The 23757-nt window shown below is 61.0% G+C and carries 22 protein-coding genes; 8 read left to right on the top strand and 14 right to left on the bottom strand.

Features of this window, described 5'->3' with window-relative positions:
- Positions 1 to 46 precede the first annotated feature (46 nt).
- Genes AC30D7_RS08130 through AC30D7_RS08115 form a run of 4 tightly spaced genes read left to right on the top strand, consistent with a single transcriptional unit; the run spans position 47 to position 4311 of the window.
- Complete coding sequence (locus AC30D7_RS08130; protein ID WP_490133676.1) at positions 47 to 1252, top strand: CpaE/TadZ family protein; 1206 nt, start codon at positions 47 to 49, stop codon at positions 1250 to 1252.
- Positions 1249 to 2529 (top strand): TadA family conjugal transfer-associated ATPase, encoded by a 1281-nt coding sequence (locus AC30D7_RS08125; RefSeq protein WP_490133675.1) that lies wholly within the window; start codon positions 1249 to 1251, stop codon positions 2527 to 2529. Before AC30D7_RS08130 ends, AC30D7_RS08125 begins: the two co-directional genes overlap by 4 nt.
- 10 nt (positions 2530 to 2539) lie before the next feature.
- On the top strand, positions 2540 to 3424 hold the full coding sequence (locus tag AC30D7_RS08120; RefSeq protein ID WP_490133674.1) for a type II secretion system F family protein: 885 nt from the start codon (positions 2540 to 2542) through the stop codon (positions 3422 to 3424).
- Positions 3421 to 4311, top strand: coding sequence for a type II secretion system F family protein (locus tag AC30D7_RS08115; RefSeq protein WP_490133673.1), 891 nt, complete (start codon positions 3421 to 3423; stop codon positions 4309 to 4311). Before AC30D7_RS08120 ends, AC30D7_RS08115 begins: the two co-directional genes overlap by 4 nt.
- Positions 4312 to 4513: 202 nt before the next feature.
- Here AC30D7_RS08115 and AC30D7_RS08110 read toward each other — a convergent pair whose 3' ends face one another.
- The 3 genes from AC30D7_RS08110 to AC30D7_RS08100 form a co-directional block, all read right to left on the bottom strand.
- Positions 4514 to 4888 carry a DUF6124 family protein gene (locus AC30D7_RS08110; RefSeq protein ID WP_490133672.1) on the bottom strand — a complete coding sequence of 125 codons (375 nt, stop codon included), beginning with the start codon at positions 4886 to 4888 and terminating at the stop codon, positions 4514 to 4516.
- 841 nt (positions 4889 to 5729) lie between these two features.
- Positions 5730 to 6530, bottom strand: a complete 801-nt coding sequence (locus AC30D7_RS08105) for a response regulator (protein ID WP_490133704.1) — start codon at positions 6528 to 6530, stop codon at positions 5730 to 5732.
- 109 nt (positions 6531 to 6639) lie between these two features.
- A complete protein-coding gene (locus AC30D7_RS08100) occupies positions 6640 to 7110 on the bottom strand; it encodes a prepilin peptidase (RefSeq protein ID WP_490133671.1) in 471 nt (156 codons plus the stop codon).
- Between the two features lie 75 nt (positions 7111 to 7185).
- On the opposite strand from AC30D7_RS08100, the gene AC30D7_RS08095 reads away from it, so the two are divergent.
- Both AC30D7_RS08095 and AC30D7_RS08090 read left to right on the top strand, forming a co-directional pair.
- Positions 7186 to 7626, top strand: a complete 441-nt coding sequence (locus AC30D7_RS08095) for a TadE/TadG family type IV pilus assembly protein (RefSeq protein ID WP_490133670.1) — start codon at positions 7186 to 7188, stop codon at positions 7624 to 7626.
- A complete protein-coding gene (locus AC30D7_RS08090; protein ID WP_490133669.1) occupies positions 7623 to 10391 on the top strand; it encodes a PAS domain-containing sensor histidine kinase in 2769 nt (922 codons plus the stop codon). The genes AC30D7_RS08095 and AC30D7_RS08090 overlap by 4 nt, the downstream gene beginning before the upstream one ends.
- On the opposite strand, the gene AC30D7_RS08085 is transcribed toward AC30D7_RS08090, so the two are convergent.
- The 5 genes from AC30D7_RS08085 to AC30D7_RS08065 form a co-directional block, all read right to left on the bottom strand.
- Positions 10361 to 12343: a pilus assembly protein TadG-related protein gene (locus AC30D7_RS08085; RefSeq protein ID WP_490133668.1), complete on the bottom strand. Its 1983-nt coding sequence runs from the start codon at positions 12341 to 12343 to the stop codon at positions 10361 to 10363. The genes AC30D7_RS08090 and AC30D7_RS08085 overlap by 31 nt on opposite strands.
- A 253-nt stretch (positions 12344 to 12596) precedes the next feature.
- Entirely contained in the window at positions 12597 to 13154 is a 558-nt protein-coding gene (locus tag AC30D7_RS08080; RefSeq protein WP_018928408.1) for a DUF4136 domain-containing protein, read from the bottom strand.
- A gap of 53 nt (positions 13155 to 13207) precedes the next feature.
- Positions 13208 to 13837: a DUF4136 domain-containing protein gene (locus AC30D7_RS08075; protein ID WP_430954342.1), complete on the bottom strand. Its 630-nt coding sequence runs from the start codon at positions 13835 to 13837 to the stop codon at positions 13208 to 13210.
- Positions 13838 to 13849: 12 nt separating this feature from the next.
- The gene (locus AC30D7_RS08070) at positions 13850 to 14599 is read right to left on the bottom strand and encodes a methyltransferase domain-containing protein (RefSeq protein WP_019582282.1); all 750 of its coding nucleotides are present in this window, start codon (positions 14597 to 14599) and stop codon (positions 13850 to 13852) included.
- Entirely contained in the window at positions 14599 to 14901 is a 303-nt protein-coding gene (locus AC30D7_RS08065) for a MazG-like family protein (RefSeq protein ID WP_007937232.1), read from the bottom strand. The genes AC30D7_RS08070 and AC30D7_RS08065 overlap by 1 nt, the downstream gene beginning before the upstream one ends.
- A gap of 191 nt (positions 14902 to 15092) precedes the next feature.
- Between AC30D7_RS08065 and AC30D7_RS08060 the strand changes: the two genes are divergently transcribed.
- Positions 15093 to 15386 carry a hypothetical protein gene (locus tag AC30D7_RS08060; RefSeq protein ID WP_018928411.1) on the top strand — a complete coding sequence of 98 codons (294 nt, stop codon included), beginning with the start codon at positions 15093 to 15095 and terminating at the stop codon, positions 15384 to 15386.
- An 85-nt stretch (positions 15387 to 15471) separates the two neighbouring features.
- Positions 15472 to 16812, top strand: a complete 1341-nt coding sequence (locus AC30D7_RS08055) for an MATE family efflux transporter (RefSeq protein WP_490133667.1) — start codon at positions 15472 to 15474, stop codon at positions 16810 to 16812.
- A gap of 17 nt (positions 16813 to 16829) precedes the next feature.
- Here AC30D7_RS08055 and AC30D7_RS08050 read toward each other — a convergent pair whose 3' ends face one another.
- The 6 genes from AC30D7_RS08050 to AC30D7_RS08025 all read right to left on the bottom strand — a co-directional run bounded on the left by AC30D7_RS08050 (position 16830) and on the right by AC30D7_RS08025 (position 23489).
- On the bottom strand, positions 16830 to 17627 hold the full coding sequence (locus tag AC30D7_RS08050; RefSeq protein ID WP_490133666.1) for a DUF4123 domain-containing protein: 798 nt from the start codon (positions 17625 to 17627) through the stop codon (positions 16830 to 16832).
- On the bottom strand, positions 17624 to 18946 hold the full coding sequence (locus tag AC30D7_RS08045) for a contractile injection system protein, VgrG/Pvc8 family (RefSeq protein WP_490133665.1): 1323 nt from the start codon (positions 18944 to 18946) through the stop codon (positions 17624 to 17626). Before AC30D7_RS08045 ends, AC30D7_RS08050 begins: the two co-directional genes overlap by 4 nt.
- 233 nt (positions 18947 to 19179) lie before the next feature.
- Complete coding sequence (gene speA, locus AC30D7_RS08040) at positions 19180 to 21093, bottom strand: arginine decarboxylase (RefSeq protein WP_018928415.1); 1914 nt, start codon at positions 21091 to 21093, stop codon at positions 19180 to 19182.
- A gap of 220 nt (positions 21094 to 21313) precedes the next feature.
- Entirely contained in the window at positions 21314 to 21685 is a 372-nt protein-coding gene (locus AC30D7_RS08035; RefSeq protein ID WP_007914613.1) for a translation initiation factor Sui1, read from the bottom strand.
- 175 nt (positions 21686 to 21860) lie between these two features.
- Positions 21861 to 22418 (bottom strand): NUDIX hydrolase, encoded by a 558-nt coding sequence (locus AC30D7_RS08030; RefSeq protein WP_019582277.1) that lies wholly within the window; start codon positions 22416 to 22418, stop codon positions 21861 to 21863.
- 3 nt (positions 22419 to 22421) lie between these two features.
- Positions 22422 to 23489 carry a DUF2333 family protein gene (locus AC30D7_RS08025; protein ID WP_019582276.1) on the bottom strand — a complete coding sequence of 356 codons (1068 nt, stop codon included), beginning with the start codon at positions 23487 to 23489 and terminating at the stop codon, positions 22422 to 22424.
- Positions 23490 to 23757: the final 268 nt, after the last annotated feature.

Below are 23757 nucleotides of genomic sequence, written 5' to 3'. Positions count from 1 at the left end.
ACTTCCTCGAAAACGGCCACGTCGATAAACACGGCGGATTATCGCAATGAGCCAAAGCCAGAACCTGAGCCAGACCTTCCTCGCGATCACACGCAACAACACCGACTTGGAGTGGCTGCAAGGGGCGCTCGCCCCTTTGGGCCGAGTGATCAGCGCCGGTGGCGGCAACCTCGACGAGCTCTTGACGCTGGTGGACGTGACCTTCGCCAGCCTGGTGTTCGTGGGCCTGGACCATGAGCATGTGGTGGCCCAGAGCGCGTTGATCGAAGGTGCCCTGGAAGCCAAACCGATGCTGGCGATCGTGGCCCTGGGCGATGGCATGGACAACCAACTGGTGCTCAATGCCATGCGCGCCGGCGCGCGGGATTTTGTCTCTTATGGCTCACGGTCCAGCGAAGTCGCCGGCCTGGTGCGACGCCTGAGTAAACGCCTGCCGACCGTGGCGCCGAACACACAACAGGTTTCACAAGGTGGCCTGACCGTACTTTACGGCGCGCAGAGCAATGGCGACGGCGCGTTGCTCGCCAGCCACCTGGCGCACGTGGTGCAAAAGAGCGGCCAGCAAACACTGTTGCTGGATCTGGGATTGCCCCGTGGCGACAGCCTGGCCTTGCTGGGCCTGGAGAGCTCGTTTCATTTCGGCGATGCATTGCGTCACCTCAGGCGCCTCGACGCAACGCTGATCGACAGCGCCTTCACCACCTGCGACGCCGGGCTGCGAATCCTCGCCTACGCCAGCAACGATGAACCGCTCGAACAGACCAGCGCCGCCGAGCTGTACATGCTGCTCAGTGCCTTGCGCCAACATTTCCAGCACATCGTGGTGAACCTCACCGGCCAGTCGGACAGCGAAGCATTGCGCACCTTCGTCAGCCATTGCGACAAGTTGCTGTGGTACACCGATCAAAACGTGCTCGACTGCCGACGCAACCTTGAGGTGCTCAGCCGCTGGCGCGAAAAAGGCCTGAAACTCAACCACGCCAGATTGCTGGTGGACCGCTACCTGCGCAGCGTCGCGCCGGACTCCGACACCTTGGGCAAAACCTTCGGCATGGAGGTGATCGCGGTGTTTGCCTACAGCCCGGAAGTGCGGCTCAACGCCAAGAATCAGGGGCTGAGCCTGTTCGAACTGGCCCCACGCGAGGGCCTGACCCAAAGCCTGCGTGCCCTCGGCGAATGGCTGGCCAAACGCTCCGAAAGCCTGGATAAACCCAAGGCCGGCTGGTTCAACCGGTTGAGAGGCGTGCAATGAGCGGGGAAAAACTCTTCGGCGCGCCCTCGCACGGACCGACCGGCAATACCGACCACGAAGGCCTGAAGCTGGTGCTGCACCGCTACATCATCGACGCCATCGAAGAGTCCGGGAAAAACCTGCTGGAAGGGTCGCGGCCCATGCTGTCGCAGTTCGTCACCGACAAAGTCGCCGAGTACATCGCCCGTCTGCACCTGGCAATTTCCCGCTACGAGATGGAACGGCTAGCGGAAGAAATCGTCGACGAACTCACCGGTTTCGGTCCGCTGGAAGTGCTGCTGCGCGACTCGGCGGTGACCGAGATATTGGTCAACGGCCCGCACCGGGTGTTCGTCGAACGTGAGGGAGTGTTGCACCTCAGTGACCTGCGGTTCATCGACGACCACCACGTCGAACGGGTCATGCAACGAATTCTCGCGCCCCTCGGCCGACGGCTCGATGAGTCTTCGCCGATGGTCGATGCGCGCCTGCCCGATGGCAGTCGGGTCAACGCGATCATTCCACCGATCGCCCTCGACGGCCCATGCCTGTCGATTCGGAAGTTCCGCAAGGACATGCTCAAAAGCACCGACCTGATGGCGATGCAAACCATCGACCAGGCGATTTTCGAGTTCATTCAGGAGGCCGTGGGCAAGCGTTGCAATATCCTGGTCAGCGGCGGTACCGGCACCGGCAAGACCACACTGCTGAACATTCTCAGCCAATTGATCGCCCCTCACGAACGGCTGGTCACCATCGAAGACGTCGCCGAGCTGCAACTCGGCCATCCTCACGTGGTGCGCCTGGAAACCCGGCCGCCGAATGCCGAAGGCCACGGCGAAGTGAAGGCCAGCGACCTGATTCGCAACGCGCTGCGGATGCGCCCGGACAGGATCATCCTCGGCGAGATTCGCGGCGTCGAAGTGGTCGACGTGCTCACCGCCATGAACACCGGGCACGACGGTTCCATGAGCACCGTGCACGCCAACAACGCCCAGGATGCACTGTTGCGCCTGGAGACACTGGTGGGCCTGACCGGACGGCTCATCGCCGAACGCACCCTGCGGCAAATGATTTGCGCGGCGCTGGACGTAGTGATCCAACTGACGCGCCTGCCCGATGGCCGCCGCTGCGTCAGCGAAGTGGTGGAGGTCGTCGGTATTCGTGACGACGTCTACGTGACCAACACCCTGTTCCGCCTCGACCGACACACCGGCCGCGGCTTTCTGCGCGAGGCGGCCAACCCCGCCGGCGACAAACTGCGTCGCGAGTCGGCGCTCTCTCCCCTGGCGAATTGAAGGTCACGGCATGCTCAAACCGGCGCTGCTCATCCTGCTTTGTCTGACGCTGTTGGGGGTGTCGATCCGTTTGTTCTACAACAGTCTGCGCCAGGCCGGCATCGACCGAACCCTCGGCCGCCTGACCCAGGGACAACCGCAACTGACGGTGGCGAAATCATCCTGGTCTGGCCTGGAACGAGCCTTTCTACGCGCCGGCCTCGGTCGCCCCACCGAGCGTATCGGGTCGTGGCTGCTGCTCTGGGCCTTGGGCGTCTTGCTGGGGTTTGCCCTCGCGGGCTGGATCGGTTTGTTGATGTTGCTGCTGGTACCGCCCCTGGCTCTGCGGCTGTACATCAGTTGGCGTTATCAGCGCCGGCTCAAGCGCATGATCGAACAACTGCCGACGCTGCTCGATCACACCGTGCGCAGCCTGAAGTCCGGACGTACCCTGGCCGATGCAGTGCTGGGCGCCATCAACGCCGCCGAAGCGCCACTCAAAGACGCCATGGGTCGGGTTCAGCGCAACGTGCACTTGGGCGTCAGCCTGCCGGACGCCATCTCGGACCTCGCCGAGCTGTATGAGAAAGACGAGTTTCGCCTGTTCGCCCTGGGCCTGAAGGTCAATCACCGCTACGGCGGCAATGCCAGTGAGCTGTTCGAAAACCTGATCAAAATGATCCGCGAACGAGACCAGGCGGCGCGCCAACTGCGCGCCATGACCGGCGAAACCCGCGTCACGGCCGTGGTGCTGGGGCTGATGCCTGTGGGGCTTGCCGGTTACTTTTTGGTGTCCAATCCGAAATACCTGTTGGCCATGTGGAACAGCGGCTCGGGACAAATGATGCTGGCGACCGCGTTCGGCTTGCAGGTCGTGGGCTGCCTGGCGCTGTGGCGCATGTTGCGAAGCGTATGAAAATCGCCCTGCTGCTGAGCGCACTGCTGTTTCTGGCGGCCACGCTGTTGCTGCTCAGTGGCCTGCTGGACCAGCACCGGCGTGCGCGCCAGGTAGCCCAACGGCTGGACGGCAAACCGCTGAGCGACCATCGCGTCAGTCACTGGCTACAACTGCTGGGCGACAGCCGCATCGGTCAGCGTTCGATCCAACTGGACAACGAAACCCAGACCCTGCTCAACCGCCTCGGCTGGCGCAGCGCCCGACAACGCTCGCTGTTCGCCGCCTTCCAGATCGGCACACCGGTGCTGGCGTTGGCCCTGTGCCTGTTGATCCAGGGCCTGTTCTTCCCGCAGGTGAACAACCACTGGATCACTCCAACCCTCGCCACAGCCCTCGGCTACCTGCTGCCCAAACGCTTACTGGCCGCCGCCGCGCAGCAGCGGCAAAAACAACTGGCGATCGAGGTATCAACCTTCATTCCACTGCTGCGCATCCTGTTCGAATCCGGCATGGCGGTGGAACAGTCGCTGCGAGTGTTGAGCGTCGAAGGCAAACAACTGCTGCCTGTGCTGACCCACGAACTGCGCCTGATACTGGCGCGGGTCGATTCCGGCCTGGAACTGGGCGACGAACTGAACAAGGCCACCCAATTGCTCGCGGTGGACGAATTCACCGACACCTGCGTGATCCTTCAACAACTGATTCACCAAGGCGGCGGCGCGATGAAATCACTGCTGGCGCTCAAGCTGCTGCTCGATGACCGACGCCTGACACGCTTGCAGGAATACATCTCCAAGATGTCCGCAAAAATGTCCGTGGTGATGATGTTGTTCCTCTTCCCGGCGCTGCTGATCGTGCTGGCCGGACCAAGCTTCACCGCGCTGGCGCGGGCGTTTGGTTCTTGAAAGACCGACACCCCTGCAAGGATAACGACGATCCTGTGGGAGCTGGCTTGCTCGCGAAGACAGTCTGACAGCCAACCTACCCCTTGCAGATGTACACCGTTCAAAACTGTGGGAGCGGGCTTGCTCGCGAAGGCGATGTCACATTCAGCATTGATGTTGACTGGCATTCCGCTTTCGCGAGCAAGCCCGCTCCCACAGTGGATCAGCTGTGTGGCACAGGTTTTGGTACGTCGACGTTATCCAGCACCCGATTCACCGCCAGCTCGGCCAGCATGATCACCTGCTGAATCGCCAGGAGCGTATGCCGCTGCGGGGCGTCGACATAGGCTGCAATGTCGCTGGTCATGACGCTGGCCGAGGCCAGGGATTCGCAGACATGGGCCAACAGGCTTTCGTTGTCCATGTCCGGGGCGACCTGAAACATCCTGCTTGGTTTGCGGCCTTCGGGTTGTTTGGGTGGTGGCTTGAGGTAGTGGTCGAGCGCACGTTCGGCGGCTTCGTTGAGTTTTTTGGAATCAGGGGATTCGTAGGGGGAAACGTCGTCAGTTTCAGGGGGATTCGGGGTTGCTTTGAACATGGTGACACCTCTCAGATTTGAAATGGAGCCACATCCAATTGCCGCGACGCAATTTTAGGTGGCAACTGTACGCGGGTTCGCGGACCGAGATCTGAGTAACTCGACATACCCGAAGGTATCCCGCGCACAGTCGCCATAACACGAAACGACAGACACAAAAGTGCTGTTGCTAGGTGGAGATTATGCATCAGATCAAAGGGCCGCGACGCCCAGACGCTGAATTGTCAGCGACGGACAAAGGCTAGAGAGCCCGCTTCCGACGGACAACCTGAAAAACATGTGGGAAGGTTCTGACGTTTTTACCGACCAATAAACATCGTTGCCTGTAAGGCCGTCTTCGCGGGCAAGTCGGATCGCCGCACCGCTCGCTCCTACAAGTGGGTCGGTGTATGTCTGGGAGAGATTGGTCGGCTGTCAGGCCGCCAGGATCAAAAGATCGCAGCCTTCGGCAGCTCACAGGGGAGCGGCATACACCCGCCAAACTACAGGCCGAGCGTTAGCTCGCCTGCCGCTTTTGATCTTGATTTGCCCGCCCCTTCGGGAGGCTGAGTGGAGGTGTTCATCTGGGGATTGGCGCGCAGCGCCGTTCGACGCAGTCGAACCCATCGCATGTAGGTCGTAGCGAAGCAGACCGTAGGGCGATGCCCCCAGATGGATACCGGAGCGAAGGAACCCCGAGCCTTAGCGAGGGGCCGTACGCTCGGGGCGAGACCTTTTGGTTACTTTTGGGGCGTTTGCCAAAAGTGACCCGCTGTAAGAGCGGAACCCTAAGCAGCCGTTACCGCAGAAATGGATATGTACCCGGTCAACAAGAACATGGTCGGCCCAAAGGCCGCCAAGATCAATGCGCAGAAACCCGCCGCCCCCCGGCATTCCCGGGCGACAACGCCAACGCCACCTGCGTACGATTATGCATATGCGTCAACCGCAACACCTGCGACACATAAAGCTTCACCGTGTTCTCGGTAATCCCCAACTCACAGGCAATCTGATAATTGGTCTGCCCCTTGCCCACCAACTGCGCCACCTCCAACTGCCGCGGCGATAGCTGATGGAACACCGCGGGCATCTCCACCCGCTCCACCTCACTGAGCGCACCGTCAGCCAAATCAGAAGAAGACTCCGAAGACGCCCCCCGACGAACCTTGTCCAGATCCTGATAAAGCTCATCGATCGATTCACAAAGGTACTGCAACTTCTGACTCAAATGCCCCAACTGCAGGTTTCTCTGCCGCTCCTGCAAGGCCGCCTCCTGACGCTGCAAACCTTCGAGCAACTCAGCCAGATCAATCGGCTTCTGATAGTAATCGGCGAACCCGATACGCAACGCCTTGATCACATCCTGCTTGTCCGCATGCCCGGTGAGCATGATCGCCTCGAACGCCCGGTGCTTGCCCGACAACCGCTGCAGCGCCTGGACAAGCTGGATGCCATCCATGTCAGGCATCTGCAAATCACACAGCACCAAGCCGATATTCACGTCTTCGCTGAAACGCTCGATCGCCTGATGGCCGGAGACACAAGGCACACAGCGATAACCATTGAGCTCGATGAACTCGCAAAGCTCTTCGACAATCAACGGCTCATCATCAACCACAAGAACTTTTACTGCCGAGGTAAGCTTGTTCACGTGCCACTCCATGCCAAGTCTGGCTTGGCTGCTCCTGCACCGACACCACAGGCTGTACAACAACAATTTTGAAAGTAGACGCACTTTCCAACTATGTACATAGAACAGGGGACGCCTGCGATTAATGCATCCAGGCCAGTGTGAGCAGCACACCCACCAGCACGAACGGCGCAAAGGGCTGCTTTTTTGACGTCCCGGGCTCCAGGTAACGAAGACGCGCCCTAAGCCCCTGACCCATATGCAGCCAGAGTCTTGGCGCCAGCAGCAACCAGAGCGCACTGGCCACCCCGGCACCGATGAAACCGCCGAGCAGGTGCGTACCGTCCGTCGCAAGGCCCAGCGTCGCCATCAGTTTCACGTCGCCTGCCCCCATGCGTCGCAAGGCATAACCGGGCAAGGTGAAGGCCAATGCCAACAACAAAGCCCCGCCGCCCTGCATTGCCTCGGCCCCCAGCCAAGTAGTCCCTGTCCACAACAGATAGATAAGCGCCAGCACACCTGCGCCAACGGTCAGGCCATTGGCGATGTGGCGCTCTCGGGCATCCTGTGCTGCGCAAAGCGTCAGCCAGATGAGTAGGACAAGGCTCTGCATCCGGTAAAAAACGTCCGTTTTGGCTGAATGATTCTATGCTGACACTACGCAGTAATTGTCAGGGTAGACGCACTCATGAAAACAGGCCTCCCCCGCCAACAAAAAGGTGCCGTGGCGATTGAGTTCGCCTTGGTGTTCGTGATTTTTTTCGCCGTGTTTTATGGGTTGGTCAGTTACAGCCTGCCGCTGTTACTGATGCAATCGTTCAATAAATCCACGGCTGAAGCGGTGCGCCGCAGCGTGGCGCTGGACCCAGGCACCGCCAATTACGACACCGCCGTACGAACCGTTGCCACCACCGAACTGACCCGGCAGCTGGCCTGGATTCCCGCCGCGCTGAACTTCAACGTGGCCACCGACGCCAGCGCCACCTACACCGGCGGCGTGCTGACGGTCAGCATCAACTACCCCACCAGTAAACTGAATCAAGTGCTGCCGTTTCTGGTACTGCCGGGGATCGGCTCAGTGCCCAATCTGCCGGCGACCCTCACGGCCCGGTCGAGCCTGCAGTTTTGAGCTCCGGGGACAAACTCTTCGGGCGTCTGCTTAATCGTCACCCGCCACAGACCCCGAACGCGCCAGACCCTGCGAGCGTGCAGCGTGTCGGCTTGCAGCTGCATCTGAATGATGAAGGTCGAGTGATTCAGCTGAGCGGTCCGTTGCGGCATCTGCTGGCGCAACAGATACCCGACGCGCAGCCACCGCACCTGCTCGATTACCTCATGCCCCAAAGCGCCCTGTCGGTCGAAGGCACGCCGGCCGAGTGGCAGGGACAAAACCTGGACCTGGATTTTTTCAGCCTCACCGGACAACCGCTGCACCTGCGCGGCTGGGTACAGCCGTTGGGCGAAGAATGGTTGTTGCAGCTGATCGACATCGGCGATCTGTTGCTCGAACGTCGACAAGCGCGCAGTCGTGAACAGTGCCAGTTGCTCGCGGCGCAGGTCAGCGAGCAGTTGCGCCTGTGCAGCCTGACGCGTCTGCCCGAGGTGCTGGCGGAGCAACTGCAAGGCCTGGCTCAGCGTTTTCAGATCCCGTGCATGGCCATGGCCTTGCTCGACGAACAGGCCGAGGGTTGGTTGATTCACCAGCATTACGCAGCCTTCGATGCGCCAAGGTTGTGGGAAACCCATCAACGCCTGGGCACCGGCCTCGACAGTTTGAATGGCTCCGTCCCCCAACAACTGACACCCAGCGAGCACCCACGCCTGCAAAACATTTTCGGTAATGCCGAAGGATTCGCGGTGCCCTATCGCAATGCCCAGGGCGTGGTTGCGTGGTTGCTGTGTGGTTTCTACCCGGTGCAAGAGCGTGCCCCCGACTTGAGCGAGCGCGACTGGCTGCAACTCACCGCCGCCCTGGCCGGCCCGCTGCTGGAGCGCTTGCGCGAGCATCAGCACCACCTGCAACTGGAGCGACTGGAATCTCTGCAAGCCTTGCTTGGCACCGGTTGGTGGGAGGTCTTCAGCGACCATGACGAGGTGCAATTGGCGCCGTCGCTCGCCAGTACGCTGAACCTGACAAGCGCTCGTTTGCCGCTGCATGACTGGCTCGAACAGATTCACCCCGCCGACCGTGAGGAGTTGGCGAGTCGCCTGCAAAGTTTGCAGGACGAAGGCACGCCGTTACTGTTGTGCGTGCGTCTGCATCACCCCGACTCGGCGCAAACGCCGATCTGGTATCGACTGCAAGGCCAGGCGTTGGGCATCGGCAACAACCGTCGGCTGGTGGGTTTCATGCTCGACATCAGCGACATCAAAAACCAGCAGCAGAACGCCGCTGCCGCCCATGCCCGGCTGGACAACCTGATCGCCAGTTCACCGGCGGTGATCTACGTACAGCGCTATGTCGAAGGAGCGCTACAACCGACATTTTTCAGCGACAGCCTGTTGCCGCTGCTCGGTTGGTCGCTCGCCGATTGCGCCGCAGGCTCGCTGGTGGAGCGGGTCCATCCCGAGGACCGCGACGGCTATTTCGAGCGTACCCGGCAGCTGCTGCGCGAGGGTTCGGTGAGCGCCCGATATCGACTGCGCGACAGTCGCGGCGATTACCACTGGCTGCTCGACGAAGCCAAACTGCTGCGCGATGACCTCGGGTTGCCGGTGGAAGCCGTGGGCCTGTGGCTGGATGTCACCGAGGCGACCCTGGCCACCGAGAAAGTCAAACAGAGTGAAGAGCGCTACCGGATCCTGGTGGAAGATTCCCCGGCGATGATCTGCCGCTACCGCCCCGACCTGACGCTGACCTTCGGCAACCGGCCTCTGGCGAGCTATCTGGAATGCCAACCCGAGCAGCTGCCGGGGGTGAACCTGGGCAGCTGGATGTCGTCGGAGCAGCGCGAAGCGTTCCTCCAGCGCCTCAGTCGACTGAGCCCGGAGTTCCCGGTCAGCACTGCGGAGATCAACCTGCAGCTGCCGGGACGGGAACATGCCTGGTGGGTCTGGTCGGATCGCGGCGTGTTCGACGACCAGGGTCGTTTGCTGGAAATTCAGGCCGTGGGCCGCGACAACACTGAGGTCAGGCGCGCCCAGCAGCAGCTTACCCAGAGCGCGAAAATGGCCACCCTCGGCGAAATGGCCACTGGGCTTGCCCATGAAATCAATCAGCCGCTGAACGTGATGCGCATGGCCATCGTCAATGTGCTCAAGCGCCTGAGCAATGGCGACGCGCAAATCGATTACCTGACCGACAAGCTCAATCGCATCGACGCACAAGTCCAGCGCGCCGCGAAGGTGGTGGATCACATGCGGGTGTTCGGCCGGCGTTCGGAGGTCGAGCAGCAGCCGTTCAATCCGGCTCAAGCCATCGAGGGCACCCTGGCGCTGCTGTCCGAAGGCCTGCGCGGCAAAGGCATCGAGCTGCGGGTCAGCGAGAGCGGTTTTGATGTGCAGGTGCGCGGTTACGTCGACCAGTTGGAACAGGTGCTGATCAACCTGATGGTCAATGCACGGGATGCGCTGCTGAGCAAACGCGAAGCCGACCCGGCGTTCAAACCGTGGATTTCGCTGTACGCCGAACGTGATGAGCATTCAGTGCGGTTGTGGGTCGAGGACAACGGCGGCGGCATCGACCCACGGTTGCTGGAACGGATTTTCGAGCCATTCTTCACCACCAAACCGGTGGGCGTCGGCACCGGGCTCGGGTTGTCGGTGAGTTACGGCATCGTCGAGAACATGGGCGGACGGTTGAGCGTAAGAAACTCGGCCGAAGGCGCGCGGTTCTGCATCGAGTTGCCGATTGTCCCGGGCGATCAGATCACCAGCGACGCGCGCCCTGAGTGACAACTGAGGTTGGCGCCGACGTCGACCTTGTTCAAGTCGACCCCAAGGCTTATCAGCACAGTGTTGATCAGACTGTCGAGCAACGGGTTGAGCACGCCGTTGATTGCGCTGACCAGCAGACTGGTCACGCTGCTCAGGATCGCCCCCAGACCGCCGACGAGACTGCCCGACGGGCCATACATATCGACGTGAAGGTTGACCGGGGTGTTGAGCAAGTTGCTGACAATGCTGCTGGTGGAAAATGAGTAGTAAAACGGCGGCTGGTTGATGTCCGGCAGGCTGTTGGCCGGTGGTGCGGAATAGACATGGGGCATGTTGGTGTTCGCCGCCACACTGGTGTCGGCAACGACATCGATGCCACCACCGACGCCAGGCACACGCGGATCGCAAGTGATGGGCAGGAACAGCAGCCTGCGACAGGTTTTGATGCCGATATCGATCAGCTTCAACGACTGCACCGTGACCGTCGGCGGTGCGGTGTTGCTACCGAACATACTGGCGGCATCGATCCGGCCGACTTTCAGGTTCACCAGCGATGTTCTGGTGTTGGTGGTCAGGGTTTTGTTGGTGTTGCTGATGCAGCTGTAAGCCGTGACGTAACTATCGGCACTGGCGACGTCCAGCGCCACGTCGAGCCGTATCGGGCCCGGTAGCACGATGACGTCGGGCGTCTGGCAGGGCACGCCGATGGCACAGGTCAGTGAATTGAGCACCGCCACCAGGTCGAGATTGAGCAAGGCGTTGAGGGTGTTGGTCAACGGTCCTGCCAGATCCGCCGCCGCATTGGCCAGCGCCGCAATGGCGTCCAGCGCTGGCAAATCGATCGACAACAACGTGCGAAGCTGTGCGGTTCTCACGTAGATCCGATTGGGCCCCAGCGGATCCAGCGCGGCGTTTTTCGGATTGCCGATCGCGGAGAGTTGCGGCGGCTCCAGTACCTGCACCCGAGCGGTGATTTGCGCCAGGCCCACCAGATTGATCGGCACCGTTGCCACCACACCGTTTTTCTTGTTGGCCAGTTGCACGACGCCTTCGATCAGGTTGAACACACTCACAGTCGTCGCGAACGTTGAGACGTCGCTGCCGTTCTCGACGTGCAGCAGATTGCCCAACACCACGGTCGTGGAGCCAGCGGCCACCTTGAGGGCTTGCAGACCGACAAGGGTCGCCGTCGCGCCGAGGGTGCCGCCGGGGTCCAGCACATTGACGGCGGTCTGGATCAATTGGCTGACGGCCACCGAAGCGCCCAATACCTGGTTATACCCGGCGGCGTTGAGGCCGAGGTCGACCTTCAGTCGATCAAGGTAACCCAGCAGGCTGATGTTGGTGTTCACCAACCCATCCCACCCTGCCACGGACACGTTCAGACTGCCGCCGAGCAAACCGCCGAACAGCGCATTGAGGGTGGCCGACTTGCTGCTATCGATGCTCAGCGCTGTGGTGCGAAGGGTCAGCGATGCCAGCGGTGGCGGCAGCCCCGCAACGGCGGTTGCCGTCAGGTTGAGGGTGGCCCCGGCCGGCGCACCGCCGAACAGGGCGCCAACGCCACCGGCGAAACTCTGCGGCACTGAATGACTGACGATCACCCGAATGGCTTCGCTGCTGCTTGGGTTAGCCACAAAAACCCGAAGACTGTTGGCGTCCAGGCTCAAGGTGCCACAGGCTACCGCCAGGTTGCGCGTGGGGTCAGGAAGGGTGAAGCCGTTGCGATTTACGCTGGCGGTGGCATAGGCGGTAGCGCTGGCACCCACGGCGCAATCACCGTTGCGCGTGGCAGCTTCCAGTGCGGCCATGTCGGCTATCCGCTGCAAGCTGCGTTTTTCCAGGTACAAGCGGCCACTGTCGACCACGAGCAGCAGGAACACCAGGGCCATGCCGAGGGTCAGCACCGCCATCAAACCGATCGCTCCCCGTTGCCGGGCCGGGCTACGAAACTGCAAGCAGGGAGACATGGCGCACTCCTTTGCCGGCGCACCGCCGAGGGCTACCTCCATTGATGAACAGCAGTGTAGACAAGGGTTTGCCGGATTGCTGGCAACTCGCCACCCCACCAACTTATTGTGGGCTTGTGTGACGACGAAGATCCTGTAGGAGCGAGGCTTGCCCGCGAAGAAGATATCGCGGTTTTTCAGGCATTACGCGTTATCGTTCTTCGCGGGCAAGCCTCGCTCCTACAGGGGCTGTAGTGTTAGAGGGTTAAGCCATTTAGCGCGGTGGATAGTTAGCCAATATGCGCCCGACCGTCTGGCGTATCGTACTGCTGCGGTCCTCTGGCTTCGGTGTGCGGCTGAGGGTTTGCTCGTCGCTGCCACGCCACACCAGTTTGCCGTCCTTGCCATCGAGCAGGTCGATCTGGATGGTCGCCACCTTGTAGCTGACGTTGCGGGTTTCGTTGTACATCGGCCCGCCCCAGTAGCCGTTCCATGGGCCACCATAACCGCCGCCATAGGAGGTGGTCACTTGTTGCTGGCGATCTTCAACGATCAGGTAGGTCTGCACCTTAAGGTCTGCCTTGGCGCCGGCGGCGGCCGGACGCAAGCCACGCTGATCCAGTTGATCGGCAACGGCCTGGCGGATGCGTTGCTCGGTCAGGTCACTCTTGATCCTTGGGTCGTCGGGACGGTATTGCACGGCGGGCTCTTTCCAGCTCCAACTGCGATAGGCGGCAAAGTCGCGACTGGCATCGAAGTCATGATTGACCTCGTTGGCGGCGCAGGCAGTGAGCAGCGCGGCGATGGCCAGTAAAACGAGACGGCGGAACATGATTTTTCTCCGATTGAAGACATGCACCTGCGGGGCGCTCCCTTAATAGGGAGCTAACTAGGAGGATACGCCGACATGGCCTTTTCGACAGCTTCGCGCAGGGCATCGGCACGTTCGCTCTGGTTGCCCTGACTGCTGGTTTCGGCACTGGCACTCCACACCGGTTGTCCGGTGCTTGCGTCGAACAGATCGACCCGCACCACCACAACCTGTACCTGATAAGTACGGACGACCGGCACGCTGTTGTACATGCCGTAACCCGTGCCGTAGCGGTTGTAACCACCGCCGTAATACCCGCCGCCATAGCCGCCACCGTAACCAGAGCCGTCCTGCACCTGACGCAAGCGGGTTTCCAGATGCAGGTCGGCGCTGACCAACAGGTCCGCCGGGCGGTTGTCGTGCAGTGGGCGCAAGCCGCGCTGGTCAAGGGCATTGCTGACGACTTCGGCCACCTGCTCCGAATCAGCCCAGGCCGTGCCCGCAGGCAAGTGCCCGTTGAGCCAGGCCCAGCTGCGGTAGCGACCGTAATCCCGTGGCGCCGCCGGGTAGGCGCTGCGGTCGAAAGTGCCGGCGGCCTGGGGCGGTGCCGGTGGCAGGGGATTGGACGTCGCGATGTAAGGGTTGTTGCCCTGACAGGCCGCCAACCCCAGACAGATCACCAGTAACCCTGAACGACTTTTCATTGCGCACTCCGGTCAGATCGGCCGACAGATCCAGTGCAAGTAGCGCCCAAGCCCGGCGAAGCTTGGGTGACGGCGGTGAGCCAATTCCATTTCCAACAAGTCGAGCAGTTCGGCGCGGGCCTGGAATTCCACCGGCATGTAGTCGTGAAAAACCCGCACTCCACTCTGGGTTTCGACCCGCCACAGACCCTCAAGTTGCGCTGCCAGCTCCCGTGGATCAAGCGGCTGTTGCGGCGTCAGGCTCTGCTTCTCGCCGGCCATGTCGTTCTTGCGCATCTTGCGGAAATGGCCCTTGAGCAGGTTGCGGTAGATCAGCGCATCGCGGTTATAGAACGCCAGGGACAACCAGCCGTCTGGCTTCGTCAGTTGATGCAACACCGGCAAAATGGCATGGGGTTCGGCCAGCCATTCCAGCACCGCGTGGCACAGCACCAGGTCGTAGGGTTCGGTGAGCTGACCAAGCAACTCCTGCCACGGCGCCTGAATGAATGTCGCGGTCTGCCCGGCTTCGGCAAAACGCTGGCGAGCGCCTTCAAGCATCGGCTCGGCGGGTTCGGCCAGGGTCACCTGGTGACCGCGCTGGGCCAGCCACAACGACATGTGGCCCAGGCCGGCACCGATGTCCAGTACGCGCAACGGGCGGTCCGGCAGGGTTTCGGCCAGGTCGGCCTGCAGCACCGCGAGGCGGATCGCCCCTTTGGCGCCACCGTAGATTTTTTCAGCGAAGCGGGTCGCCAACTGATCGAAATGACGGTCGCTCATCAGCTGAACCGCCGTTCGCTGTCCGCGAGCTTGTTACGTACCACTTCATTCATGTCCAGTCCCAACTCGCTGCACAGCAGCAGTAAATACAGCACGATGTCGCCGATTTCCTGCCCGGCATGGGCCAGTTTGTCCGCCGGCAACTGGCGCGACTGGTCTTCGGTCAGCCACTGGAAGATTTCCACCAGCTCGGACATTTCCACGCTCGCGGCCATGGCCAGGTTTTTCGGGCTGTGAAATTGCCGCCAGTCATTGCGGTCACGAATGGCGTGCAGGCGTTCGGTCAGTTCAACAAGGTTCATCGGGCTCTCCTGAAGGCGTATAGCTTCAGGGGGATGACGGGTGAAGGCAAGTGGCAGCGTTGTGCCTGCGTACTTGCGCCATACTCAAAAAAATCGCAGCCTTCGGCAGCTTCCACGGGAACCCGGGAGCACGATCAATAGCCCAAGGCTCGGATCCGGCAACCACGCCACCACTCCATCAGGACGTACACATGCAGGTAGACAGCTTTTTCGAATGGCTCGGCCAGGCAATCGGTTCGGTCATCCGTTTTATCATCGACACCCTCAGTGGCCTGTTCAACCTGTTGAGCAACGCCGGCAGCAATTTTGTCGAAGGGCTGGCCCAGGCATTGGGCATGGAAACCTCGATCATCAGCATCATCACCTTGATCCTCGGGCTGATGCTGCTGTGGTCGGCGATCCGCGCCTTCATGAACGCGTCGATCATCATGGGGATTATCTGGTTGCTGCTGGGGTTGTGGTTACTGAGCTGGATCATTCACTAAGGCAGCCACACAGGCTCGCTTCCACAATGGATCGATGCGGATTCCGAGTTCGTCGCTACAATGCAGGCGCCCCCAAGGAGCCTGCATGCCCAACCTGATTGCCGACTGGCGCGACCGCCCGACCCATCGTCGCGTCTGGGCGCTCGCCGCCCCGATGATTCTCTCGAACATTTCCGTACCGCTGGTGGCGCTGGTCGACAGTACCGTCATCGGTCACCTGCCCCATGCTCATCAGCTCGGCGCTGTCGCGGTAGGCGCCAGCCTATATACCTTTCTCGCCTGGGCCATGGGGTTTCTGCGCATGGGCTCAACCGGGTTTGCCGCTCAGGCAGCCGGGCGCGGAGATGGCGCAGCATTGCGGCAGATTTTGTTGCAAGGTTTGTTGTTGGCCGTGGGCCTGGCCACTCTGTTGGGGGCGTTGGGTGTGCCGTTGAGCGGGGTCGCGTTGCACTTCATGCAACCGTCGGCAGAGCTGGATCAACTGACCCGCGAGTTTTTCCACACACGGCTGTTCGGCCTGCCGGCGGCGCTGGCCAGTTATGCGCTGGTCGGCTGGTTTCTCGGCACCCAGAATGCCCGGGCTCCGCTGGCGATTCTGCTGAGTACCAACCTGGTCAACATCGCACTCAATTTGTGGTTCGTGCTCGGCCTGGAGTGGGGCGTGGTCGGCGCGGCGCGGGCCTCGGTGATCGCCGAGTGGACCGGCGCGCTGATTGGCCTGTTCATGACCCGCAAAGCCCTGCGAGCCTACCCCGGCCATATCGCCTGGGCAGCGTTGCGATTGTGGCAGAGCTGGCGCCCGTTGCTGGCGGTCAACCGCGACATTTTCATCCGCAGCCTGGCGTTGCAGTCGGTGTTCTTCCTGATCACCGTGCAGGGTGCGCGACTGGGCGATGCCACGGTCGCCGCCAATGCGCTGCTGCTCAACGGCCTGCTGCTGACCGCCCATGCACTGGACGGTCTGGCCCACGCCGTGGAAGCCCTGTGCGGACACGCCATCGGTGCTCGCGACCGCGATGCCCTGCGCCGCTCGCTGGTGGTGGCGTGCGGTTGGTCGCTGCTGGCAAGCCTGGGGTTTGCCCTGCTGTTTCTGTTCGCCGGGCACCTGTTCATCCAGATGCAGACCAACATCCAGAGCGTGCGCGACACCGCCTTCATCTACCTGCCATACCTCGCCGCGCTGCCGCTGATTGCAGTCTGGAGCTACCTGCTCGACGGTCTGTTCATCGGTGCCACACGCGCCCGGGAAATGCGCAATGGCATGTTGTTGACGGTAATCCTACTGCTGCCCTTCGCCTGGATGCTGCAAGGCTTGGGCAACCATGGACTGTGGATAACCTTCCTGCTGTTCATGGTGCTGCGCAGCCTGACCCTTGGCACATTCGCCTGGTACTTGCGCAAGAACGACGCCTGGCTCAAAGGATGACGAGTTGCAAGCCTCCTTCAGGGTTGATCGTTCTGCCACAGGTTGCGCAGGCTATCGAGACGCTCCTGCTGGGTGGTTCCCGATAACGGTTGCCCCGGCACGGCGTCAGGGTGCTGCAAGCGCAGCCATAACCAGCCATCGAGCACCGGGCGCTCACTGAAACCCAGTTCCAGCCCTTCCTGCAGGTGAGCCCACAAGCTGTTGTAGTCGGTCCCGGTGGACCGGCTCCAGCGCCAGGTGTGCTGTTCCAGCAGGCAGGTTTGCAAGGTGTCACGCTGACGCTGGCTGAGGTTTTCCTCGATGGCCAGCGGCCTGACGGCAAGCCGCGGATTGAATAGCTGCTGCCAGCCCTGACAGCCAATGGCCCGGTCGGCCCAGGTACCGCCGAACCAGCGTAACTGATCGATCGGACCGAGCCAGCGACTCAGCTCCCGCGCATCACAGGCATCGAAAAAGTAACTCGCCGTTTGAGGGTTGTAGTAACTCAACAAGGCCCGGTGATGAAGACTGAAGGTGACGGTGAGCATGCGGCGCAGATGCTCCAGCAACTGCGATGAAGAGACCTCACTGACCAGCAGCAAGCCGCTCCAGGTGTGCGGTTCACATAGGTACAGCTCGGCGAGTGACGGGCATTCGCGAAGGTCGACCAACACTGGTCCGCTCTCACGCAACGGATGAAATTCGGTGCCTTCGAACAGCCAGAACCATCGGGCATGAGCAAACTGTTGCCGCAGCATCGCACCGGTCTGAGGCACGCCCGGTATATCGAGCAACAGCCATCGCGGGGTCGAGTCAGGCGCCTGAACGGCAATCATGCCGCACCGCTCTGGCCAGGCAGCATCGCTGCCCGGCAAGTGCAGAGGGATTGCGCGCAATGACTGAAACTGCCCCCACCGGGCAGTAGACACAGGAGCATCAAGGGCTCGCTGGATTGCAGCAAGCCCAATAAACCATCAACCACGCGACCGGCTTCAGTGGTCGAGGCGCATAGCCGCTCGGCCATGGCTGACTCTGCGCCGGACGGTGGTCCGGGAAGAAATCCGCTGATCAAGGGTTGATCGGGATCACCTTCGATAAAGCTCACCAGCACTTGTGCGCCCTCATTCAACGGCATGACACCTGCGCTTTCCAGCTCGCCAGACAGCGGCAACCAACAGTGGCTGGGGGCTGCGCCTTCGCCCTGATAAAGCCAGTCGAACTGCACGGCAACCGGTCGGGAGGAATCGGGGCGAGACTCACCTACGTCCACTACCCATCCCCGTTGCAGGCTGTGCATCCTGGGTTTCACGACCGGATGAGCTGCGATGAAAGGCACCTCCTGCAGTGCGACGCGCAGCTGGTTGCGATACAAAAAATCTGGCTGCTGTCCTCCCTGGTGCTCGACATGGGTCAATAGCCAGAGTCGATTCCAGTCTTCACACGGATGGCCGGACAACGGCATCAGTTGACCGCTGCGCAGCGTTGCCAGGTTCGTCTGCGCCTCGGCAACCTGCCCGCAGCCATGCAGCTTGAACTGATGCACTCCCGGTCGTTCGCGCCCCTCCTCGAATCCCCTCTCGTCGCCTTGGCAAAACTGCCCCAGACCGTCACCCAGGACCAGACAATGCCCGAGCGCGCGGTGCTCGAAGTAGTAATGAAACCGCTCCTGGGCGCATAGACGCTGAAGAAACTGCAGGTCCGATTCCCGATACTGCGTGCAGAAATCACGAGGCGGGTAATCGCCGTTCAGATCGAAACGACGATCCTTGCCGGCAATCCCATGCTCCTTGAGCACCTGAGCAAGAATCTCCGGCACCGAGCGATCGCTGAAAATTCGCTGATTGAAGCGCTGTGCCAGGAAAGCAAGCCTGGGGCCCAGACGCACACGACAAAGCCTGGGTTCGTCGCCATGACCGTGTTGAACGAGGCCAAGCAACTGCCCGTGAATACCCTCCCCCTCAGGCCCGAAGTGCAAAAAGGCCGAGCGGTACAGCAGGCTTGCAAGGTCCAGCGTCGGGTCATCGTTCAGCAGATCCACGTCGAACGCAAAAGGCTCGCTGATGGCTTCACTACCGGTAAAGGCCAAGACCTCAAAGGGGTCGGGAAGACCCGCTATATCCAGACGAAATGACGGCTCGTTGACTGGATCGAACATCGGCGATTCTCTACAGGAGGGGCGGCCGGGGATTCTCGCTGAGAGACATGGCCGAGTAGAGTGCCGAAGTACAACTTAGGAAATGACCTACGTGAAAAGAAGACCACATCGCTTGGATTGCTCGGAATGTGGGTCATTTCGCAAGAAAAAAGAGAAGCCCCACACCAGGTCATCTGAAATTTCCGCAACGTATGGAGAAATTTCAGACAACCTGATGGGCGCGGCGCCTTACCTCAAGAAGACAGGTAAGACGAACGGGTCAGGCCCAGACGCAAGGCATCGAGGAACTGGGTGCGCTCGCTGGCGCTGATGCGGGCACTGGCGCACTTGTCGCGGTAGTGGGTCATCAGCTCTTCCGGCGACAAGTGCACATAACGCAGCATGTCTTCGATGGTGTCGTGGGTTTCGATACCGGCGTGGTATACGCTGCCGTCAGCATTCTGATAGATGTTCACCGAGTCGGTGTCACCGAACAGGTTGTGCATATCGCCAAGAATTTCCTGGTAGGCACCGACCAGGAAAATCCCCAACAGGTAGTCTTCTCCCTCGTTCAGACCGTGCACCGGCAGGCTGGTCTCGATGCTCTGCTCGTCGACGTACTGCTTGATCTTGCCGTCGGAGTCGCAGGTCAGGTCTTGCAGCACCGCACGACGCAGCGGCTCTTCGTCGAGACGGTGCAGCGGCAGGATCGGCAGGACCTGGCCGATGGCCCAGGTGTCCGGCAGGCTCTGGAAGACCGAGAAGTTGCAGATGTACTTGTCGGCCAGCTTGTCGTTGAGTTCGTCGAGCACCTGACGGTGGGAACGCTGACGGGCCTTCAACGAGTTGTGCAGGCGGCGGCAAACGGCGAAGTAGCATTGCTCGGCCAGGGCTTTTTGCGCCAGGGTCAGCTTGCCATCGGCGTATTGGGTGGCCACGTCGCTCATGTAGTGCGTGGCGCGCCAGTAGGTCTCGGTGACCATTTCGATGTCGGTCGGGCCGAGCAGGTCAACCAGCCACTGCACGGTTTCCGGCAGTTCTTCCTTGTTGTCGATCTTCGGCACGTCGTCGTTGTGTTTCTCGACGTCGGTCACCTGCACCACCAGCATCGCGTGGTGGGCGGTCAGGGAGCGGCCGCTTTCAGAGAAGATGTTCGGGTGCGGCAGGCTCTGCGCGTCGCAGAATTCCTTGAGCATCCCGACCACGACACCCGCGTAATCGTCCATGTCGTAGTTGATCGAACTGGCGTTACGCGAGTGAGTACCGTCGTAGTCCACGCCCAAACCGCCGCCGACGTCGATGTGATCGACCGGCAGGCCAAGGTTGCGCAGTTCGCCGTAGTAACGAATCGCTTCCTTGAAGCCGTGCTGGTAGTCCGCCAGGTTGGCGATCTGCGACCCCATGTGGAAGTGCAGCAGGCGAATGCCCTGGTCCAGGCCAGCGGCACGGAAACGCTCGACCACCGACAGCAGTTGCGCCGCCGACAGGCCGAACTTGGATTTTTCGCCACCGGTGTCCGCCCACTTGCTCGACGCCAGGGACGACAGACGCACACGCAGGCCGACCTGCGGCTTGACCTTGAGCGACGCCGCTTCTTCGATCACCAGACCGACTTCGGATTCTTTCTCGATCACGATGAACACGTTGTGGCCCAGCTTCTGGCCCATCAGCGCCAGACGGATAAACTCGCGGTCCTTGTAACCATTGCAGACGATGGTGCCGCCCTTCGGCGCCAGCGCCAGTACCGCCAGCAGCTCAGGCTTGGAGCCGGCTTCCAGACCGATCGATACGTTCTGGGTGGCGATGATGTTCTCGATCACCGCTTCCTGCTGGTTGACCTTGATCGGGTACAGCGCGGTGTACTTGCTCTGGTATTCCAGGCGCTCGATGTTGGCATCGAACGCGCCGGTCAGCTGACGCACGCGGTCTTGCAGGATGTCTGGGAAACGCACCAGCAACGGCAAGGACAAACCGCTTTTGCGCAGTTGGTCGACTTGCTCGAACAGATCGATAGGCGAACTGGTCGGGCCGTTCGGACGAACTTCGACGCGACCGGCGTCATTGATCGCGAAATACCCGGCCCCCCAATGGCGAATCCCGTAAACACTGCGGCTGTCCGCAACTGTCCATTGGCTGCCATCGTCTTTGCGTGTGCGTCTTACGGACATCGAAGTCCCCTATAAAGAAGTCATAGAGCGTCGCCTTGAGTTCAGGCCGGCGCAGTCTAAAGAATGAAAATGACGTTTCGTCAACGAGGGGGTAGACCTCGCTGACCGCAGTGAGTTTAGAAACCGGTCATGAACAGGCTCTGTGAAAACCATGGAGACGACGCCAGACCAGAATGAAATCAGGACTGGATCAAGCCGCGGGTGGCTTTCACAGAGGCTGCTAGCCGCCGGACTTCTTCGCTTTGAAACCGTGTTTGATCAGCTCAGCCAAGAGTAGCTCGACATGATCGCCCTGGATTTCGATGATCCCGTCTTTCAACGCCCCACCGGTCCCGCAACGTTTCTTCAACGTGGTGGCCAGTTCCTTGAGCGCGTCTTCGGCCAACGGCACGCCGGTGATGGTCGTCACCGTCTTGCCGCCACGGCCCTTGCTTTCGCGACGCACGCGAGCGATGCCGTCGCCGGCCGGGATAACGGTTTGTTTGCAGATGCAGGCATCCACCGGTTTACTGCATTCCGGGCAATGACGACCTGCGTCGGTGGAAAATACCAGGCCACCAAGGGCGGCGAAGGATGCGGCTTTTTTGGCCACCGGCAATCCTCTTGGGAGGACAAAGACTGATCGCAACCTTGGGCAAGGTTATCGACCGCGAAGCCCCACTCAGGCAGGGGCAGCGCTACTGAGCCGGGCACTGCCGGTTCAGCTTGAAAAGGTCGCGCAGTGTAACGGCAAAAAGCCGACTTGCTAAGAGCCAATCGGCGCCAATTTACAGCTCTTTTGCGACGTCATCCCCTTGGGCGCGAAGATAGCGCTTCAGGGCTGCCAAAGAGTCCGGGCAGTACGGTTTTTGCTGGATTTCCAGCAGGACCTGATCGATCGGGATAAAGCGCGCTTCCAGCACCTCTTCCGGTTGCAGGATCAATGGGCCGTCCCACACCGCCGAAAACGCCGAACACCAGAGCCGGTTGCCGGTGTCCTCGAAGAAAAAGTGATCGTGGGCGGTCAGTTCCACACCGCTCACCCCCAGCTCTTCTTCCAGCTCACGGGCCGCCGATTCGGCGTAGGTCTCGGTGGCCAGCACCATGCCGCCGGCCGCCACGTCCCAATAACCGGGATAAATCGCTTTGCTCAGGGTCCGCCGGTGAACGCACAGCTCACCGGCAGAATTGAACAGCATGATGTAGGTGCCGCGCCCGATCAGCCCACGCTCACGCAGGTCGGAGCGCACCAGGGCGCCGAGCAGGTTGTCCTGCTCGTCGACCCAGGCGATCTGTTCGGCATCGGAGGCCGCGCGGTGGGCGGCCTCTTTAGCGCTATCTACCATGACTCAGCCCTGATTGAGCAGTTGACGCAAGTCGATCACCGCGGCGTTGGCCCGGGAGATGTAATTGGCCATGACCAGCGAGTGGTTGGCCAGCACACCGAAGCCGCTGCCGTTGAGGATCATCGGGCTCCAGACCGGCTCTTGCGAAGCCTCCAGCTCACGGATGATCTGGCGCACGCTGACCGTGGCGTTTTTCTTCGCCAGCACATCGGCGAAGTCGACTTCGATGGCGCGCAGCAGATGGGACAATGCCCAGGCCTGACCACGGGCTTCGTAGAACACGTTATCGATCTGCATCCACGGGGTTTCAACGACTTCTTCGTCAACCTGCGGCACCTGACCGAGCGCCGGGACTTCGGTTTTCAGCGCAGTGTTGAGCTTGACCCGGCCAACGCTGGCCGACAGCCGTTGCGACAGCGAGCCCAGACGAGTCCCGACATCACCCAGCCAGTTGTTCAGGTTGTCGGCACGGGCGTAGAACAGCGCGCTCTTCTGGTCAGGCCCCGACAGACGTGCCTGATAGCGGCTCAGGGAGTTGATGCCCTCCTGATACTCGGACTCACTGGATGGCAGCACCCAGCTCTTGTTGTCGAAGTTGAAGCGCGGCTCGGCCTTGGCCAGGTCGGCGTCTTCGGCGGACTGCGACTGGGAACGGGCGAAGTCTTTACGCAGCGCACGGCTCAGGTCGCGGACCTGGACCAGCACGCCATATTCCCAGCTCGGCATGTTGTCCATCCACAGGCCCGGCGGGAAACGGTCGTTGGAAATATAGCCACCCGGTTTGGTCAGCAAGGTACCGGCGACAGTCTTGAGAGTTTCCACCGTGGTGTACCCGACCACCATCTGCTTGCCTTCTTTCTCGGCTGCCACCTGGGCATTTTGCTGAACCGGAAAGAGCGCGGGCTCCTGGCTCCAGTACCAGCCCAGCGCGATAGCCACCAACAGGTAAAGGCAAATCAGAGTGGCCAGCGCCCGACTGAACAACAGGCCACCAAAATAACTGCGGGTGGCCGATTTCGGTTCAGCGGCACGCTCAGGCGCGCTGCCCGTGCGGTTCTTCCAGTCCAGCATGGCGATATCCTTTCAATCACTTGAGTTCATCGGTTCGACTACAACCCTACGCCATCGTGCCTCATTTGCCGCACATTAAATCCTGAGGGACACAGCGAACACACAATGACTGCAATCGAGCCGCCACTATAAATGAAGCACAGCGTTGAGCCTATGCGACCAGTCGGTCGGGAACTGAATGATGTCGCTTTGCAGATTATTGACGTAGGACACTCATGCAATTGAAAAGAGGTGCTAGCATAGAGCCACCAGTCGATCTCAGCATGCA

It is taken from the genome of Pseudomonas sp. DF5 (assembly GCF_058148225.1).
The sequence above is the reverse complement of the archived record's forward strand: the minus strand, read 5'-3'. Positions and strand labels throughout refer to the sequence as shown.

Bases quoted from the DNA above. Each gene is read 5' to 3' on its own strand.
- AC30D7_RS08130 (WP_490133676.1), top strand. From the start codon at position 47: ATGAGCCAAAGCCAGAACCTGAGCCAGACCTTCCTCGCGATCACACGC.
- AC30D7_RS08125 (WP_490133675.1), top strand. From the start codon at position 1,249: ATGAGCGGGGAAAAACTCTTCGGCGCGCCCTCGCACGGACCGACCGGC.
- AC30D7_RS08120 (WP_490133674.1), top strand. From the start codon at position 2,540: ATGCTCAAACCGGCGCTGCTCATCCTGCTTTGTCTGACGCTGTTGGGG.
- AC30D7_RS08115 (WP_490133673.1), top strand. From the start codon at position 3,421: ATGAAAATCGCCCTGCTGCTGAGCGCACTGCTGTTTCTGGCGGCCACG.
- AC30D7_RS08110 (WP_490133672.1), bottom strand. From the start codon at position 4,888: ATGTTCAAAGCAACCCCGAATCCCCCTGAAACTGACGACGTTTCCCCC.
- AC30D7_RS08105 (WP_490133704.1), bottom strand. From the start codon at position 6,530: ATGGAGTGGCACGTGAACAAGCTTACCTCGGCAGTAAAAGTTCTTGTG.
- AC30D7_RS08100 (WP_490133671.1), bottom strand. From the start codon at position 7,110: ATGCAGAGCCTTGTCCTACTCATCTGGCTGACGCTTTGCGCAGCACAG.
- AC30D7_RS08095 (WP_490133670.1), top strand. From the start codon at position 7,186: ATGAAAACAGGCCTCCCCCGCCAACAAAAAGGTGCCGTGGCGATTGAG.
- AC30D7_RS08085 (WP_490133668.1), bottom strand. From the start codon at position 12,343: ATGTCTCCCTGCTTGCAGTTTCGTAGCCCGGCCCGGCAACGGGGAGCG.
- AC30D7_RS08080 (WP_018928408.1), bottom strand. From the start codon at position 13,154: ATGTTCCGCCGTCTCGTTTTACTGGCCATCGCCGCGCTGCTCACTGCC.
- AC30D7_RS08075 (WP_430954342.1), bottom strand. From the start codon at position 13,837: ATGAAAAGTCGTTCAGGGTTACTGGTGATCTGTCTGGGGTTGGCGGCC.
- AC30D7_RS08070 (WP_019582282.1), bottom strand. From the start codon at position 14,599: ATGAGCGACCGTCATTTCGATCAGTTGGCGACCCGCTTCGCTGAAAAA.
- AC30D7_RS08065 (WP_007937232.1), bottom strand. From the start codon at position 14,901: ATGAACCTTGTTGAACTGACCGAACGCCTGCACGCCATTCGTGACCGC.
- AC30D7_RS08060 (WP_018928411.1), top strand. From the start codon at position 15,093: ATGCAGGTAGACAGCTTTTTCGAATGGCTCGGCCAGGCAATCGGTTCG.
- AC30D7_RS08055 (WP_490133667.1), top strand. From the start codon at position 15,472: ATGCCCAACCTGATTGCCGACTGGCGCGACCGCCCGACCCATCGTCGC.
- AC30D7_RS08050 (WP_490133666.1), bottom strand. From the start codon at position 17,627: ATGATTGCCGTTCAGGCGCCTGACTCGACCCCGCGATGGCTGTTGCTC.
- AC30D7_RS08045 (WP_490133665.1), bottom strand. From the start codon at position 18,946: ATGTTCGATCCAGTCAACGAGCCGTCATTTCGTCTGGATATAGCGGGT.
- speA (WP_018928415.1), bottom strand. From the start codon at position 21,093: ATGTCCGTAAGACGCACACGCAAAGACGATGGCAGCCAATGGACAGTT.
- AC30D7_RS08030 (WP_019582277.1), bottom strand. From the start codon at position 22,418: ATGGTAGATAGCGCTAAAGAGGCCGCCCACCGCGCGGCCTCCGATGCC.
- AC30D7_RS08025 (WP_019582276.1), bottom strand. From the start codon at position 23,489: ATGCTGGACTGGAAGAACCGCACGGGCAGCGCGCCTGAGCGTGCCGCT.